Source organism: Streptomyces sp. NPDC001927 (genome assembly GCF_053594455.1).
In genome coordinates, this window is record NZ_JBSFEN010000014.1 from 25,480 (window position 1) to 41,043 (window position 15,564).

Genomic DNA, 15,564 nt, shown 5'->3' on the forward strand with positions numbered 1-15,564 from the left:
AAGGAGACGGACGATCGTGACGGACATCGTCGACGAGCTGAAGTGGCGCGGGCTGTTCGCCCAGTCCACCGACGAGGACGCACTGCGCAAGGCTCTCGCGGACGGTCCCGTCACGTTCTATTGCGGCTTCGACCCGACCGCGGCCAGTCTCCACGTCGGCCACCTGGTCCAGGTGCTCACCGTCCGCCGGCTCCAGCAGGCCGGTCACCGGCCGCTGGCGCTGGTCGGCGGGGCCACCGGCCAGATCGGCGACCCGCGCCCGACGGCCGAGCGCACCCTGAACGACCCCGAGACGGTCGCGAACTGGGTGAACCGGCTCCGGGGCCAGATCGAGCCCTTCCTCTCCTTCGAGGGGGAGAACGCGGCGGTCATGGTGAACAACCTGGACTGGACCGCGGGCCTGTCCGCGATCGAGTTCCTGCGGGACATCGGCAAGCACTTCCGGGTCAACAAGATGCTGACCAAGGACTCCGTGGCCCGGCGCCTGGAGTCCGAGCAGGGCATCAGCTACACCGAGTTCAGCTACCAGCTGCTCCAGGGCATGGACTTCCTGGAGCTGTACCGGCGATACGGCTGCACGCTCCAGCAGGGCGGCTCCGACCAGTGGGGCAACCTGGTGGCCGGGCTCGACCTGATCCACCGCCTCGAGCCGGGCGCCGAGGTGCACGCGCTCGCGACGCCGCTGATGGTCAAGGCCGACGGCACCAAGTTCGGCAAGACCGAGGGCGGGGCCGCCTGGCTCGACGCGGAGATGACGACGCCGTACGCGTTCTACCAGTTCTGGCTGAACGTGGACGACCGTGACATCTCCACGTACATGCGAATCCTGTCCTTCAAGTCCCGCGCGGAGCTGGAGGAGCTGGAGCAGCTCACCGCCGAGCGGCCGCAGGCGCGCACCGCGCAGCGGGCGCTCGCCGAGGAGCTGACGACGCTGGTGCACGGCGCCGAGCAGTGCGCGGCCGTCATCAACGCCTCGAAGGCGCTGTTCGGGCAGGGCGACCTGGCCGAGCTGGACGAGGCCACGCTCGCCGCGGCGCTCTCCGAGCTGCCGCACGCGCGCGTGACCGCGCTCGGGCAGGTCGTGGACCTGTTCACCGAGGTCGGTCTCGCGCCGAGCAAGTCGGGCGCGCGCCGCACGGTGAAGGAGGGCGGGGCCTACGTGAACAACGTGAAGGTGACCGCCGAGGACGCCGAGGTGGCGGCGGACGAGCTGCTGCACGGCCGCTGGCTGGTGCTGCGCCGGGGCAAGAAGAACCTGGCGGCGATCGAGCTCGTGGCCGGCACGGAGGGCTGACGCCCCCGGTCGATCGGCGACATGACGGAGGCCGGTACGCGCGTCGCGCGCGTACCGGCCTCCGTCATGTCAGGCTCGTTGTTTGTTGCCGCGGACCGTGGTCCACAGCATGTCGCCCAAGCCCACCACGACGACGGCGCCGACGAGTTGGAGCAGGTGGCGGATCCAGTCGATGCCCTTGGTGTCCTCGACACCGATCCAGCCCGCGACAGCATTGCCGAGAATGCTGCCGAGAATGCCGAAAATGGTCGTCAGCCACAGAGGGATCTGCTGCTTCCCCGGGATGATCGCCTTGGCGATCAGACCGAGGACGAATCCCACGATGATTGCCCACAACCAGCTCATGCTCGCCTCCTCATGCGGCGCAATCTGCGCATGTGGGCCCAGTCTCGGCCCATCCGCCATACGGCGCATGTCGGACGGACCCATACGTGACCCGGCCTCCTCGACCTCGGACCTCAGGCGTACCGTGGAGACAGGTCCGGAACGGGGAGAGTCCGGCGTGGACGCTGGTGGTGGAATGTGATGCGGAAGCATGGCGGAGCCGAGGTCTTCCGGATCACCGGGGCCCGGCAGGGTCTCGCCGAGGACGTGCGGGGCCGCGAGCGTCGGTACGTGATCTCGATGACGATCAGGACGCTGTCCGTGATCGCCGCGGTCGTCCTGTGGAACGTCGAACGCCACGTGTCCATCGTGGCCCTGGTGCTGGGTGCGCTGCTCCCCTATGTCGCCGTGGTCGTCGCCAACGCGGGACGGGAGCGGCCGCCGTCGCTGCCGTCGACGTTCGTGCCCGCGCCGACCCGGCCCGAACTCCCCGCGGGGGACGTCCCGGCGGAACCGCGTACGGAACGCGCACACGATCAGAGTTGATCATCGTAGCGATCTAAAAGCTCAGGAAAAGCTCAGATCAATCATGAAGTTCCGGTGCACCGGACCCCGTCCCCCGTGACATACTTCCTACGCGCTCCGCATCCCCCGTCGGAGCGACGGACCGGTGCCGGGCAGCTCCCCCCGTGGCTGCTCGGCATCGCCATTGCTGGACAATGATCGGATGAGCGACGAGACCCCGATCTGTTCGGCCAAGGGCTGCCGCGCCGCCGCGGTGTGGGTGCTGGCCTGGAACAACCCGAAGCTGCACACGCCCGAGCGCCGCAAGACCTGGCTCGCCTGCGAGGAGCACCGCGAGCACCTCTCCCAGTTCCTGGGTGTACGGGGCTTCCTCAAGGATGTCGTCCTGCTGACCGAGTGGGAGTCGCCCGACGGCTCGGCCGACGGGTCAGCCGCCGATCGCTGACATCGGGCGTTCGGGCTGCAGGAAGCTCGGGTCGTCCAGGCCCGAGCCCGCCTTCTTGCCCCACATCGCCAGCTTCCAGATCCGGGCGATCTCCGCGTCCGCAGCGTCCGAGGCCTCCGCCGCGCGCAGCGCCGCCCGCAGGTCGGTCTCCTCGGTGGCGAACAGACACGTGCGCACCTGGCCGTCGGCGGTCAGCCGGGTCCGGTCGCAGGCCCGGCAGAACGGGCGGGTGACGGAGGCGATGACGCCCACGGTGTGCGGTCCGCCGTCCACGACCCAGCGCTCGGCGGGGGCCGAGCCGCGCTCGTCCGAGCCCTCGGGGGTCAGGGTGAAGCGGGTGCGCAGGGACTCCAGGATGTCCCCGGCAGTGATCATGCCGTCGCGCTTCCAGCCGTGCTGGGCGTCCAGCGGCATCTGCTCGATGAACCGCAGTTCGTAGCCGTTCTCCACGGCCCAGGCCAGCAGGTCGGGGGCCTCGTCGTCGTTGAGCCCGGGCATCAGGACCGCGTTGACCTTCACCGGGGTGAGCCCGGCGTCCCGCGCGGCGGCCATGCCGTCGATCACGTCGTGGTGGCGGTCGCGGCGGGTCAGGGTCTTGAAGACGTCGGGGCGCAGGGTGTCCAGCGAGACGTTGACCCGGTCGAGGCCCGCGGCCTTCAGCGCGGCGGCCGTCCGCTTGAGTCCGATGCCGTTCGTGGTCAGGGACATCCGGGGGCGGGGCTCGAGGGCCGCGCAACGCTCGACGATCCCGACCAGGCCGGGGCGGAGCAGCGGCTCACCGCCGGTGAAGCGGACCTCGGTGACACCGAGCTGGGTGACCGCGATCCGTACCAGCCGGACGATCTCGTCGTCGGTCAGCAGATCGGGCTTGGCCAGCCACTGCAGACCTTCCTCCGGCATGCAGTACGTGCAGCGCAGATTGCACCGGTCGGTGAGCGAGACGCGAAGGTCGGTGGCCTGTCGGCCGTACGTGTCGATGAGCACTGTGGGCCCCCTCCCCTTCGTTCGGTGATTTATACAGCGAGCCTACGCGAGAGCACCGACGACGAGCAGGGGCCGTTTGTCACGAGGACCGCGTCGGCCGCGTCGTAGGACCCTACGACGCGGCCGCTCCGGTATCGCTCACCGTGTACGGGTCAGTGCGCTCCGACACCGGTGAGGGACTTGACCTCCAGTTCCGCGTACTTGCCCTTGTCCGGCTCCTCCTTGGAGAGGATCGAGCCGAGCCAGCCGAGCAGGAAGCCCAGCGGGATCGAGACGAGGCCCGGGTTCTCCAGCGGGAACCAGTAGAAGTCCACGGTCTTGAACATCGAGGTGGGCTTGCCGGAGACGACCGGCGAGAAGAGCACCAGGACGACCGAGGAGATCAGACCGCCGTAGATCGACCAGAGCGCGCCCTGGGTGGTGAACCGCTTCCAGAACAGGCTGTAGAGGATCGTCGGCAGGTTGGCGGAGGCGGCGACCGCGAAGGCGAGGGCGACCAGGCCGGCGACGTTGAGGTCGCGGGCGAGCGCGCCGAGGGCGATCGAGACGACACCGATGAGGACGGTCGCCCAGCGGGCCGCGCGGACCTCCTCCTTCTCGGTGGCCTTGCCGCGCCGGATGACGTTGGCGTAGATGTCGTGCGCGAAGGAGGACGACGAGGCCAGCGTGAGTCCGGCGACCACCGCGAGGATGGTGGCGAAGGCGACGGCGGAGATCACGGCGAGCAGGATCGCGCCGCCGGTGGACCCGGAGCCGCCGCCGATCTCCAGGGCCGCGAGCGGCGCTGCGGTGTTGCCCGCCTTGTTCGAGGCGATGATGTCGCTGTTCTTCAGCAGGGCGGCGGCGCCGAAGCCGAGGACGATCGTCATCAGGTAGAAGGCGCCGATGATGCCGATGGCCCAGTTGACCGACTTACGGGCGGCCTTGGCGGTCGGCACCGTGTAGAAGCGGATCAGGATGTGCGGCAGGCCTGCCGTGCCGAGGACGAGCGCGATGCCGAGCGAGAGGAAGTCCAGCTTCGAGATGCTGGTGGCCCCGTACTTGAGCCCGGGCTCGAGGAAGGCCGAGCCCTTGCCGCTGTTGGTGGCGGCCGCGCCGAGCAGGTCGGAGAGGTTGAAGTTGAACTTCAGCAGGATGAGGAAGGTGATCAGGAGCGTGCCCGCGATGAGCAGGACGGCCTTGACCATCTGCACCCAGGTGGTGCCCTTCATGCCGCCGATGGTGACGTACACGATCATCAGGATGCCGACCAGGGCGACGATGGCGATCTTGCCGCCGTCGCTGGTGATGCCGAGCAGCAGCGAGACGAGCACGCCGGCGCCGGCCATCTGCGCGAGCAGGTAGAAGATCGAGACGACGATCGTGGAGGTGCCGGCGGCGGTACGGACCGGGCGCTGGCGCATCCGGTAGGCGAGGACGTCGCCCATGGTGAACCGGCCGGAGTTGCGCAGCGGCTCGGCGACCAGGAGCAGGGCGACCAACCAGGCGACCAGGAAGCCGATGGAGTACAGGAAACCGTCGTAGCCGAAGAGCGCGATCGCGCCGGCGATGCCGAGGAAGGACGCGGCGGACATGTAGTCGCCGGAGATCGCGAGGCCGTTCTGGAAGCCGGTGAACTGGCGGCCTCCGGCGTAGAAGTCGGCGGCGCTCTTGGTCTGGCGGCCGGCCCAGACGGTGATGAAGAGCGTGGCGACGACGAAGGCCCCGAAGAGGGTGATGATCAGCGGCCGGTGCTCGCTGGTGGCGCTGCTCGCCGCGAGGAGGAGGGTGGAGCTGTTCACGCGTCGGCCTCCATACGGGACTTGATGGCCTCGGCCTTGGGGTCGAGGCGGTCGGCCGCGTGGCGGGAGTAGAGCCAGGCGATGAGGAAGGTCGTGGCGAACTGGCCGAGGCCGAGGACGAGCGCCACGTTGATGTTGCCGAAGAGCTTGGTGCCCATGAAGCCGCCCGCGTAGTTGGAGAGCAGCACGTACAGCAGGTACCAGGCGATGAAGGCGACCGTCAGGGGGAAGGCGAAGGAGCGGTACGTACGGCGCAGTTCGCCGAATTCCGCACTCTCCTGCACCTCGACGAAGGCCTCGGTCGTGGGCTGGACGGGGCCGGCGTAGGCCTCGGGGCCGTCCGGTGGCGGCGGTGCTTCGGTGACCACGGAATCTCCTTGGGGCGCGGGTGCGGTGGGCATGGACAAAGGGGCCTCACTGGGGGTCGGGGACGGTGCTCCGGCCGGAGCTCCTCCCCTGCACAACGGCACGGAGCGCGCGGCGAAGCGGTTCACGGGGAGTGGTTCTCCTCCGTGGGTCTGTCTGGATATTCCTCCGGATCCACGCCAATCCCTCTCAACTCATTGATGACGCGGGAAGATCAGCGATAACTTCACTCGTCATGCACCTGCCTGTACGCAAACGGCGTACGGGCAGTACATACGGATGATGTGGAGAACCCATGGCTCATCTGGGATCGAGACGCGGCCGAGTACTCGCTCTGCCCGTCGGTCTCGCGCTCACGGCCTCGCTCGGCTTCCTGCCGGCGGGCGCCTCCGCCGCCGAGGTCAGCGACGGCGCCGCGACGACCGCCGTCTCGACGAACGGCCCGAAGCTGTCCTACGTCGTCAACGTCGACGGGGGCCGCGGGACGGCCGCCTCGGTGAAGAAGGCGATAGCCGCGGCCGGTGGCACGGTGGTCATCGCGTATGACCAGATAGGCGTGATAGTCGTCCACTCGCAGAACCCCGAGTTCGCGAAGACGATCCGCAAGGCCCGGGGTGTGGTGTCGGCCGGTTCGACGCGTACCGCCCCGCTCTCCGTCCAGAAGGACACCTCCGTCGGCGAGGGTGGTCAGGCGCTCACCGCGGCCGAGGCGACCTCCGCCGCGGCGCGTGCCACGGACGACCAGGACGCGCTGGAGCCGCTGCAGTGGGACCTGCCCGCCATCAAGGCGGACCAGGCCCACCGCAAGACCCTCGGCAGCAGCAAGGTCACGGTCGCCGTCATCGACACGGGTGTCGACGACACCCACCCGGACCTGGCGCCGAACTTCGACGCCCGCGCCTCGGCCAACTGCGTCACCGGCAAGCCGGACATCACCCCCGGCTCGTGGCGGCCGCAGGCGGGCGAGAGCGACCACGGCACGCACGTCGCCGGCACGATCGCCGCCGCCAAGAACGGCACCGGCATCACCGGTGTCGCGCCGGGCGTGAAGGTCTCGGGCATCAAGGTGTCCACGACCGACGGCTTCTTCTACACCGAGGCCGTCGTCTGTGGCTTCATGTGGGCGGCCGAGCGCGGTGTCGAGATCACCAACAACAGCTACTACACCGACCCGTGGCTGTTCGCCTGCAAGAACGACGAGGACCAGAAGGCCCTGATCGAGGCCGTCACCCGCGCGACCCGCTACGCGGAGCGCAAGGGCACGGTCAACGTCGCGGCGGCCGGCAACTCCAAGATGGACCTGGCGGCGGACGAGCTCACCGACGTCACCAGCCCGAACGACACCACGCCGGTGACCCGGGTCATCAACCCGAAGGAGTGCTTCGACTACCCGGCGATGCTGCCGGGCGTGGTCACCGTCTCCGCGACGGGTGCCAAGGACCTGAAGGCCTCGTACTCCAACTACGGTCTCGGCGTCGTCGACATCGCGGCGCCCGGCGGCGACCGGACCGAGTACCAGACCCCGGACGCTCCGGCTGTCAACGGCCGCATCCTGTCGACCACGGTCAACGGCGGCTACAACTACAAGGCCGGTACGTCGATGGCCTCGCCGCACGCCGCCGGTGTGCTCGCGCTGCTGAAGTCGACGCACCCGAAGGCGAGCCCGGCGCAGCTGAAGGCCATGCTGTACGCGCAGGCCGACGACCGTGCCTGCACCAACCCGTACGACATCGAGGGTGACGGCGTCGTCGACGCGGTCTGCGAGGGCGGCAAGAGCAAGAACGGCTTCTACGGGGCCGGTCTCGTGGACGCGCTCGACGCGGTCAAGCGCCGCTAGTACGTACGTCGCGCAAAGGAGGGGCCCTGGTGTGGTGCGCCACACCGGGGCCCCTTCGCGTGGCACGGAGTGCCATCATGCGGCGCATGGACAACACAGTGCGTACGGGTACGGAGTTGTTGTGGTCGGCCCTCGGCGGCGATCCCTCGCTGGTCGACCGGGTGGCGTACGGAGGGCCTTCGGGGCTGCTCGCGGCCCGGCTGCCGGTGATGGACCTGGCGCGGACGGCGGTCGCGGTCGCGGGGCTCGCGGCGGTGGAGCGGGCCGGACTGCCGGGGCGGGTCCGGGTGGACGACGGGGCGGTCGCCACGGCCTTCGTGAGCGAGCGTCACCTCCGGATCGACGGCAGGGAGCCGGTCACCTTCGCGCCGCTCTCCCGCTTCTGGCGGGCCTCGGACGGCTGGGTCCGTACGCACGCCAACTACCCGCACCACCGGGCCGCGTTGCTGTCGGCCCTGGGGGTGCGGGAGGAGTCGGTGGAGGCCGTGGCGGCGGCGATCGCCGAGCGGAAGGCCGTCGAGACCGAGGCGACGGTGTACGCGGCCGGGGGCCTCGCCGTCGCCCTGCGTACCCCTGAGGAGTGGGCGGCGCACGAGCAGGGCCGCGAGGTGGCGGCCCGGCCGCTGCTGACCCGGGAGCGGCTCGACGAGGCCGCGCCGGCGGGGCGCCCGGACCGGCCGCTGCGGGTCCTGGACCTGACCCGGGTCCTCGCCGGGCCGGTCGCGACGCGGACGCTCGCGCTGCTCGGCGCGGACGTGCTGCGGATCGACCCGCCGGCCAACCCCGAACTGCCCGACCAGCACGCGGACACCGCCGTCGGCAAGCGGACCGCCGCGCTCGACCTGGAGAGCCCCTCGGACCGGCGGACCTTCGACGAGCTGCTCGACGCGGCCGACGTCCTGGTCACCGGCTACCGCCCCGGCGCCCTGGACCGCTTCGACCTCCACCGCCCCGGCCTGGTGATCGCCCGACTCTCGGCGTGGGGCGACTACGGGCCCTGGGGCGAGCGGCGCGGCTTCGACAGCCTGGTGCAGGTCGCGACCGGCATCGCGGTGACCGAGGGCTCGGCGGACGGGCCGGGCGCGCTGCCCGCGCAGGCCCTGGACCACGGCACGGGCTACCTGCTCGCGGCGGCCGTCCTGCGCTCCCTGACCGAGCAGGAGCGGGAGGGCGGCACACGTCTCGTACGCCTGGCGCTGGCCCAGACGGGCCACTGGCTGACGCACGCGCTGCCCCGGTACGAGCCGGAGCGGTACCTCACGGAGACGGACGGCCCGCTGGGCCGGCTGCGGCACGCGCTGTCGCCCGTCTCGTACGAGGACGGCCCGGCGGGCTGGTCACGCCCGCCGGGCGTCGCGGGAGCGGACGCTCCCGAGTGGCTCGGGGCTTGAGCTCGGTGCTTGAGCTCAGGGCTTGAGCTCAGGGCTAGAGCTCAGGGCTAGAGCTCAGGGCTTGAGCTCAGGGCTTGAGCTCAGGGCTTGGCCTCAGGGCTTGACCAGGACCTTGAGGGCGGTGCGCTCGTCCATGGCCTTGTAGCCGCCGGGGACGCCGTCGAGTCCGACCGTCAGGTCGAAGACCGGGGACGGGTCGATCGTGCCGTCGAGGACGTCCGGGAGCAGCTCGGGGATGTACGCCCGGACCGGCGCGACGCCGCCGCGCAGGGCGATGTTCCGGTCGAACATGACGGAGAGGTCGAGTCCCGTACCGCTGCCGTGCGGGACGCCGACGTAGCCGATGGAGCCGCCGTCGCGGGTGATGGCGACGGCGGTGCGCATCGACTGCTCGGTGCCGACGGCCTCGATGACGGCGTGGGCGCCCTGGCCGCCGGTGAGTTCGAGGACGGCCGCCTCGGCGGCCTCGCCGCGGCCCGCGACAACGTCGGTGGCGCCGAAGGTGCGGGCGATGTCGGTACGGACGGTGTGGCGGCCGAGCGCGATGATCCGCTCGGCGCCGAGCCGCTTGGCGGCGAGGACGCCGCACAGGCCGACGGCGCCGTCGCCGACGACCGCGACGGTGGAGCCCTTGACGACGCCGGCGCCGAGGGCGGCGTGGTGGCCGGTGCCCATGACGTCGGAGAGGGCGAGGAGCGCGGTCAGGAGGTGGTCGTCGGAGGCGGCCTCCGCGGGCAGCTTGACGAGGGTGCCGTCGGCGAAGGGGACGCGGACGGCCTCGCCCTGGCCGCCGTCGGAGCCCACGGAGCCCCAGAAGCCGCCGCGCGGGCAGGAGGTCTGGAGGCCCTCGGCGCAGTAGTCGCAGGTGCCGTCGGACCAGACGAACGGGGCGACGACGAGGTCGCCCGCGGCGAAGCCGGTGACGCCGGCGCCCGCCTCCTCGACGATGCCGAGGAACTCGTGGCCGATGCGCTGGCCGGGCTGCCGGGCCGACTCGCCGCGGTAGGCCCACAGGTCGCTGCCGCAGATGCAGGCCCGCAGGACCCGGACGACGACGTCGGTGGGGTCCTGGACGACGGGGTCGGGGACGTCCTCCACGCGCATGTCGAACGGGGCGTGGATGGTGGTGGCGCGCATGCGGGGAGGTCCTTGCTGTCAGGCGGCGGTACTCCGCTCACCGTACGCCTGTGTGAGGACGCCCGTGGTCAGCAGGTACTGGGCGGCGACGTAGGTGGCCATGATCCAGAAGTCGGGGGCGGGGAGCTGGGGCCACTCGGCGACGCCGGTCGCGATGAGGGTGTCGGAGAGCAGGAAGAGCGCGCCGCCTGCGCCCGCGGTGAGCCCGAGGGAGCTGGCGCGGTAGGCCATGGCGGTGAGCAGGAGGGAGTAGCCGGCGACGGGGATCCGCAGGTCGGCGGGGAGGTCGGGCCAGAGCAGCGCGACGGTGCCGAGGAGGGCGACGGTGTAGGCGATCCCGAGGGGTACGGACGTGCTCCGGCGCCCGAAGAGCGCGAGGTAGCAGACGTGCCCGGCGGCGAAGGAGCCCATGCCGACGAGGAAGGCCCAGTCGGCGTCGAACAGCAGGAAGACGTCGCCGCCCCAGCCGAAGAGCAGCGCGACGATCAGGAGCCGGGGCGCGCCCCGGGTGGCGGCGTACGCGGCGAGCAGCGGCATCAGCAGCGGCTTGGCGATCCGGTGCCCGAGCTCGGCGCCCGCGAGGAGGGAGACCAGGTCGACGGCGACGGCGAGCGCGAAGGCGGCGAGGAGGGCGCGGGAGAGCGCGCTCGTCACGGTGGCGGCGGAGGCCGCGGTACGGGCGCTCACGCGGCGGGCTCCGCGGCGGCGGGGCCGGTGCCCGTGGCCGGCGGCTGTGGTCCCGGCTGCCAGCCCGGCCCCCGGAAGACCCGCCCGGCGCGCTCGCGCCAGCTGGTCGCGGCGCGGACGTCGCGGGCGATGGCGGCGTACTCGTGGGTGGCGACGCGCAGCGGGTTGTACGTCTCGATGTTCTTGGTGAGGCCGAAGACGGGCTTGGTCGTCTCCCCCACCCAGGAGCCGAACATCCGGTCCCAGACGATGAGGATCCCGCCGAAGTTCCGGTCCAGGTAGCCGCCCTGGGAGGCGTGGTGGACGCGGTGGTGGGAGGGCGTGTTGAGGACGTACTCGAAGGGGCGGGGCAGCCGGTCGATGCGCTCGGTGTGGATCCAGAACTGGTACACGAGGTTGATCGAGTAGCAGAACGCGACGGCCGCCGGGTGCACGCCGAGGGCGATCATCGGCAGGTAGAACGGCCAGGACGTCAGGCTGGTCCAGGGCTGGCGCAGCGCGGTGGTGAGGTTGAACTTCCGGCTGCTGTGGTGCACGACGTGGCAGGCCCACAGGACGCGGATGACGTGGTGGCCGCGGTGCTGCCAGTAGTAGAAGAAGTCCTGGGCGAGCAGCATCAGCGGGATCGTCCACCACAGGATCGGGACGCGGAGCGGGGTGAGCTCGTAGACCGCGGTGTAGATGGCGACGATCGGGATCTTCCAGAGGAAGTCGAAGACGAGACTGCCGATCCCCATGCCGAGGCTGGTGGCGGCGTCCTTGGTCTCGTATCCGGCGGCGTCCTCGTCGGGATGGAGTCGGTAGCTGACCATCTCCAGGACGGTGAGCAGGACGAACGCCGGTATGGACCAGAGCACGACATCGGGCAGGTTCGGCATGCCGACGACGGTAGAGGTGCGGGTCGGGGTGCGGCTAGACGCTGTTACCAACAAGTATGCGAGACGACTTGTCAGCAAGCTTTGGCACCTTCCGACAAGACCGGGCGGCGTACGATCGGGTGGACGGCGGCCACTGGGGGAGGAACTCCGTTGCAGGGACTGGAAGTTGCGCTGGCGCGGCTGGCCGGGACGGTACTGGGCGCGGTCGTGAAGTCCGTGGCGATGCCACGCAAGGGTGCCGGACTCGTCGACTCGCCGGTCCGCCCGCTCCCCCGGCCCGCGAAGCCCGACCGCCTGGCGAAGGTCCTGGGCGCGCGGCTGGCCTCGGGCTCGTACGCCGGCCTGGCGGAGCATGAACGACTGGCGGCGGTCGACGGCGTACGGGACACCTTCGCGGCGGCCGGCCCGGTGGACACGGACCGGCTCTTCGCGGTGGACCTCGACCCGGAGCGGCTGCGCGGCGAGCTGCGCGCCCCGGACGCGGGCCTGTCCGGACGGACGCTGGAGCTGTACGACGATCTGCTCGGGCTCTGCTGCGCCCACCTGGTGGAGCAGCTGACGGCCGAGCCGTCGTTCGCGGGGCGGGCGGCGGTGGAGCACGCGCGCGTGGCAGGACAGACGCGGGACGCGGTGGAGGCCCTGGCGGCGGACCGCCCTCGCCCGGAGGCGGAGGCGCTCGCCTTCGAGGAGCGGTACGCACGGTATGTGGCGGCGACGCACGGACGGGTGGAGCTGTTCGGGTTGACGCTGGGGCGGTCGGCGCGGGAGTGGCCGTTGGACACGGCGTACATCGGTCTGGCGGTGAGCGGGGACCGGCCCGACGTCGTCCATGGCCTGCCCCGGGCAGGGCGGGCGACGGTCTCCGCCGAGCAGGCACTCGCGACGACGGACCGTCTGCTGCTGCGCGGGCCTGCCGGGTCCGGAAAGAGCACCCTCGTGCAGTGGCTGGCGCTCAACGCGGCCCGCCGGTCCTTTCCCCAGGACCTCGCCGACTGGAACCGGTGCGTGCCGTTCGTCCTCCGGCTGCGCGCCTTCACCTCGGCGGACGCGCTGCCGATGCCCGAGGAGTTCCTGCGCGCGTCCGGGGTGCCCCTGCGTCCCCCCGCGGGCTGGGCGGAGGGTCTGCTCGCGAGCGGCCGGGCGCTCGTGCTCGTCGACGGCGTGGACGAGGTCCCGGTCCACCTGCGGCAGCGGACCGAGACCTGGCTGAAGAGCCTGATCGCGGCCTTCCCCGCCGCCCGGTACGTGGTGACGACGCGGCCGTCGGCCGTACCGGAGGAGTGGCTGGCCCGCCATGGCTTCACGGCTCACTCGCTGCTGCCGATGGACCGGGACTCCATCCGCTCCTTCATCAGGCACTGGCACGAAGCGGCGCGGGGCGAGGACCCCGCCGACGACCTGCTCGACGGCTACGAACGCTCCCTCCGGCACGCGGTCACCACGCGCAGGGACCTGAGCAGGCTCGCCACCAATCCGTTGATGTGCGCGCTGCTGTGCGCACTGAACCGGGACCGCCGAACACAGCTTCCCCGCGCACGGAAGGAGTTGTACGACGCGGCGCTCGACATGCTGCTCGTGCGGCGGGACACCGAGCGCGAGATCTGCGGGGTCGAGGGCGTCGAGCTGACGCGCGAGGAACAGACGGCGCTGCTGCAGCGGCTCGCGTACTGGCTGATCCGCAACGGCCAAGTACAGGCCGACCGCAGGGAGGCCGAAGAGCTGGTCGCCGAGTGGCTGACCGCGATGCCGCAGGTGCGGGGGACGGCGCCGCAGGTCTTCACGCACCTGTTGATCCGCAGCGGCCTGCTGCGCGAACCGACCGCCGGCACGGTGGACTTCGTCCACCGCACCTTCCTGGACTACCTGGGCGCCAAGGCGGCGGTGGAGGCGCGGGACTTCGGCGTCCTGGTGAAGCACGCGCACGACGACACGTGGGACGACGTCGTCCAGATGGCTGTGGGCCACGCGCGCGTGGAGGAGCGCGCACGGCTGCTGAAGCAGCTGCTGCGGCGTGCCGACCGGGCGCCGAAGCTGCGGCACCGGCTGGTGCTCCTTGCGGCGGCGTGTCTGGAGCAGGCTCCGGAACTCGACCCGGCGGTACGGATGGAGGTGGAGGACCGGACGCGTGAACTCCTGCCGCCCCGCACCTTCGACGACGCCGAACGGCTGGCGAAGGTCGGCGAGCTGGTCCTTCCGCTGCTGCCGGGCCCGCAGGAACTCTCGGACCGGGAAGCGGAGGCGGTCGTGCGCACGGCGGCGGCCGTCGGGGGCGACGCCGCGCTGGGGGTGATCTCACGGTTTCACGCGGACACCCGGATCGGGGTGCGCTTCGAGCTGGGGATGGCCTGGCCTGCGTTCGAGGCCGTGGAGTACGCGGAGACCGTGCTCGCCCATCCGGCGGCGGCGAACGGAATGGCCCACATCCGGACCGAGGCGCACCTGAAGGCACTGGCCCAGCTGCCGCATCTTCGTGAGGTGACACTCGAGGGGGACCACGGCCTTCCCGAGGAGATCCTGCGGCAGACCGCGCTGACCTTTCTGATCCTGAGCAACAGCGACTCGCTCGCGGATCTCTCCCCGCTGCACCGACTGCCCGACCTTCGCATGCTGACGCTCAATCGGTGCCGGTCGGTGTCCGACCTCCACTCGCTCGGCGGGCTGCCGTTGGAATCCCTCCACGTGTACCGACCGGCCGAGGGCACCTCGTTGGCGCCGCTGGTCGGCCTCCCTCGGCTGCGGCATCTCACATTCGACTACCAGCCTGTCGAACGGGCCGTCGGCGACCTCCCCTTCGGGCCGGCGCTCACGGGCCTCGGCCTGTTCCAGGGTGCCTCCACGCTGCGGCTCGCCGGCATCGAGGAGTGGCCGGACCTTGCCTGGCTCAGCGTGTCCGGCCCCGAGCAGTGGCGGCAGCTGACGGGGACCCGACTCCGGTCGTCCCTGCGGACGCTGCAGATCCTGGACGTGGACGGGCTGGACCTCGCCGAGGTGGTCGCCCACCACGAGCTGGTCGAGCTGTTCATCGGCCGCTGTCCGGGCGTCCGGGGGATCGAGGCGCTGCGCGAACTGCCCGGCCTGTCGCTGCTACGGATCTCCTCCTCCGGGTTCGTCGACACCGCTCCGCTGGCCGACCGGGAGGGCATCAGCATCGAGGTCCGTCACGGCGTCACGTACACCTGAGCCGCGTCCGTCAGACCCCCGCCGCCCCCAGCAACGACCCCGCCCCGTACGTCACCGCCATCGCCAGGGCGCCTCCGCCGACTGTGCGGAGGATGGCGCGGGTGGGTGGGGCCGTGCCGAGGCGGGCGCTGGACCAGCCGGTGAGGGTGAGGGCCGCGAGGACCGAGAGGACGGTGATCCAGAGGCGGGTCGACGGGGGTGGGAGGACGATCGCGAGGAGCGGGAGGAGGGCTCCGGCCGTGAAGGCGAGGAAGCTGGCGGCCGCCGCGTGCCAGGGGTTGGTGAGGGCGTCGGGGTCGATGCCCAGCTCCACGCGCGCGTGGGCGCGCAGGGCGTCGCGTTCGGTGAGCTGGACCGCCGCCTCGCGGGCGACGTCGGGAGAGAGGCCGCGGGCCGACAGGAGGTCCGTCAGCTCCGCCAGCTCGGCCTCCGGCTCGTCGCGGAGTTCGCGCCGTTCCTGGGCCAGGGCCGCCTTCTCCGAGTCCCGTTGGGTGGAGACCGAGACGTACTCCCCCACCGCCATCGACATCGACCCCGCGAGCAGCCCCGCGAGGCCGGCGGTCAGGAGCGCGGCCCGCGACTCCGTCGCGCCGGCGACGCCGACGACGAGTCCCGCGGTGGAGACGATGCCGTCGTTGGCTCCGAGCACGGCGGCCCGGAGCCAGTTGAGACGGGTGCCGAGGCCGCCGCCGTGAGCCTCGGTGTGGGTAGGGGCGTCAGTCACTCCGGGAGGGT

Annotated in this window: 14 protein-coding genes; 6 read left to right on the plus strand and 8 right to left on the minus strand. The window is 71.3% G+C overall.

Annotated elements, in window-relative coordinates; translation table 11 throughout:
• The first annotated feature begins 16 nt into the window (after window positions 1-16).
• Window positions 17-1,294 carry a tyrosine--tRNA ligase gene (gene tyrS / locus ACWCO8_RS32455; protein ID WP_451035221.1) on the plus strand — a complete coding sequence of 426 codons (1,278 nt, stop codon included), beginning with the start codon at window positions 17-19 and terminating at the stop codon, window positions 1,292-1,294.
• A 69-nt stretch (window positions 1,295-1,363) separates the two neighbouring features.
• On the opposite strand, the gene ACWCO8_RS32460 is transcribed toward tyrS, so the two are convergent.
• A complete protein-coding gene (locus tag ACWCO8_RS32460) occupies window positions 1,364-1,639 on the minus strand; it encodes a GlsB/YeaQ/YmgE family stress response membrane protein (protein ID WP_362016439.1) in 276 nt (91 codons plus the stop codon).
• Window positions 1,640-1,819: 180 nt separating this feature from the next.
• Here ACWCO8_RS32460 and ACWCO8_RS32465 point away from each other — a divergent pair, with 180 nt between their 5' ends.
• Both ACWCO8_RS32465 and ACWCO8_RS32470 read left to right on the plus strand, forming a co-directional pair.
• Window positions 1,820-2,164, plus strand: a complete 345-nt coding sequence (locus ACWCO8_RS32465) for a DUF3099 domain-containing protein (RefSeq protein ID WP_362016437.1) — start codon at window positions 1,820-1,822, stop codon at window positions 2,162-2,164.
• Window positions 2,165-2,345: 181 nt separating this feature from the next.
• Window positions 2,346-2,588: a hypothetical protein gene (locus ACWCO8_RS32470; protein ID WP_451035222.1), complete on the plus strand. Its 243-nt coding sequence runs from the start codon at window positions 2,346-2,348 to the stop codon at window positions 2,586-2,588.
• Here the strand turns inward: ACWCO8_RS32470 and moaA are convergent.
• From moaA to ACWCO8_RS32485, 3 genes are all read right to left on the minus strand, one after another.
• Window positions 2,571-3,572: a GTP 3',8-cyclase MoaA gene (moaA, locus tag ACWCO8_RS32475; protein ID WP_451035223.1), complete on the minus strand. Its 1,002-nt coding sequence runs from the start codon at window positions 3,570-3,572 to the stop codon at window positions 2,571-2,573. The two genes, ACWCO8_RS32470 and moaA, sit on opposite strands and share 18 nt — an antisense overlap.
• Before the next feature lie 152 nt (window positions 3,573-3,724).
• Window positions 3,725-5,353: a solute symporter family protein gene (locus ACWCO8_RS32480; protein WP_451035224.1), complete on the minus strand. Its 1,629-nt coding sequence runs from the start codon at window positions 5,351-5,353 to the stop codon at window positions 3,725-3,727.
• Window positions 5,350-5,721 carry a DUF485 domain-containing protein gene (locus ACWCO8_RS32485; protein WP_362016429.1) on the minus strand — a complete coding sequence of 124 codons (372 nt, stop codon included), beginning with the start codon at window positions 5,719-5,721 and terminating at the stop codon, window positions 5,350-5,352. Before ACWCO8_RS32485 ends, ACWCO8_RS32480 begins: the two co-directional genes overlap by 4 nt.
• 293 nt (window positions 5,722-6,014) lie before the next feature.
• Between ACWCO8_RS32485 and ACWCO8_RS32490 the strand changes: the two genes are divergently transcribed.
• Together ACWCO8_RS32490 and ACWCO8_RS32495 are read left to right on the plus strand one after the other, a co-directional pair.
• Window positions 6,015-7,556 (plus strand): S8 family peptidase, encoded by a 1,542-nt coding sequence (locus ACWCO8_RS32490; RefSeq protein ID WP_451035225.1) that lies wholly within the window; start codon window positions 6,015-6,017, stop codon window positions 7,554-7,556.
• A gap of 86 nt (window positions 7,557-7,642) precedes the next feature.
• Window positions 7,643-8,947, plus strand: a complete 1,305-nt coding sequence (locus ACWCO8_RS32495; protein WP_451035226.1) for a CoA transferase — start codon at window positions 7,643-7,645, stop codon at window positions 8,945-8,947.
• A gap of 93 nt (window positions 8,948-9,040) precedes the next feature.
• Here ACWCO8_RS32495 and ACWCO8_RS32500 read toward each other — a convergent pair whose 3' ends face one another.
• From ACWCO8_RS32500 to ACWCO8_RS32510, 3 genes are read right to left on the minus strand one after another with little or no spacing between them, the layout of a single operon-like run.
• Window positions 9,041-10,084 (minus strand): zinc-dependent alcohol dehydrogenase family protein, encoded by a 1,044-nt coding sequence (locus ACWCO8_RS32500; RefSeq protein ID WP_362016424.1) that lies wholly within the window; start codon window positions 10,082-10,084, stop codon window positions 9,041-9,043.
• An 18-nt stretch (window positions 10,085-10,102) separates the two neighbouring features.
• Window positions 10,103-10,771 (minus strand): lysoplasmalogenase, encoded by a 669-nt coding sequence (locus tag ACWCO8_RS32505; protein WP_451035227.1) that lies wholly within the window; start codon window positions 10,769-10,771, stop codon window positions 10,103-10,105.
• Complete coding sequence (locus ACWCO8_RS32510; RefSeq protein ID WP_451035228.1) at window positions 10,768-11,649, minus strand: sterol desaturase family protein; 882 nt, start codon at window positions 11,647-11,649, stop codon at window positions 10,768-10,770. The genes ACWCO8_RS32505 and ACWCO8_RS32510 overlap by 4 nt, the downstream gene beginning before the upstream one ends.
• 150 nt (window positions 11,650-11,799) lie before the next feature.
• Here ACWCO8_RS32510 and ACWCO8_RS32515 point away from each other — a divergent pair, with 150 nt between their 5' ends.
• Window positions 11,800-14,829: an NACHT domain-containing protein gene (locus tag ACWCO8_RS32515; RefSeq protein WP_451035229.1), complete on the plus strand. Its 3,030-nt coding sequence runs from the start codon at window positions 11,800-11,802 to the stop codon at window positions 14,827-14,829.
• A gap of 10 nt (window positions 14,830-14,839) precedes the next feature.
• On the opposite strand, the gene ACWCO8_RS32520 is transcribed toward ACWCO8_RS32515, so the two are convergent.
• Window positions 14,840-15,553 carry a VIT1/CCC1 transporter family protein gene (locus tag ACWCO8_RS32520; RefSeq protein WP_451035230.1) on the minus strand — a complete coding sequence of 238 codons (714 nt, stop codon included), beginning with the start codon at window positions 15,551-15,553 and terminating at the stop codon, window positions 14,840-14,842.
• Between the last annotated feature and the right edge of the window lie 11 nt (window positions 15,554-15,564).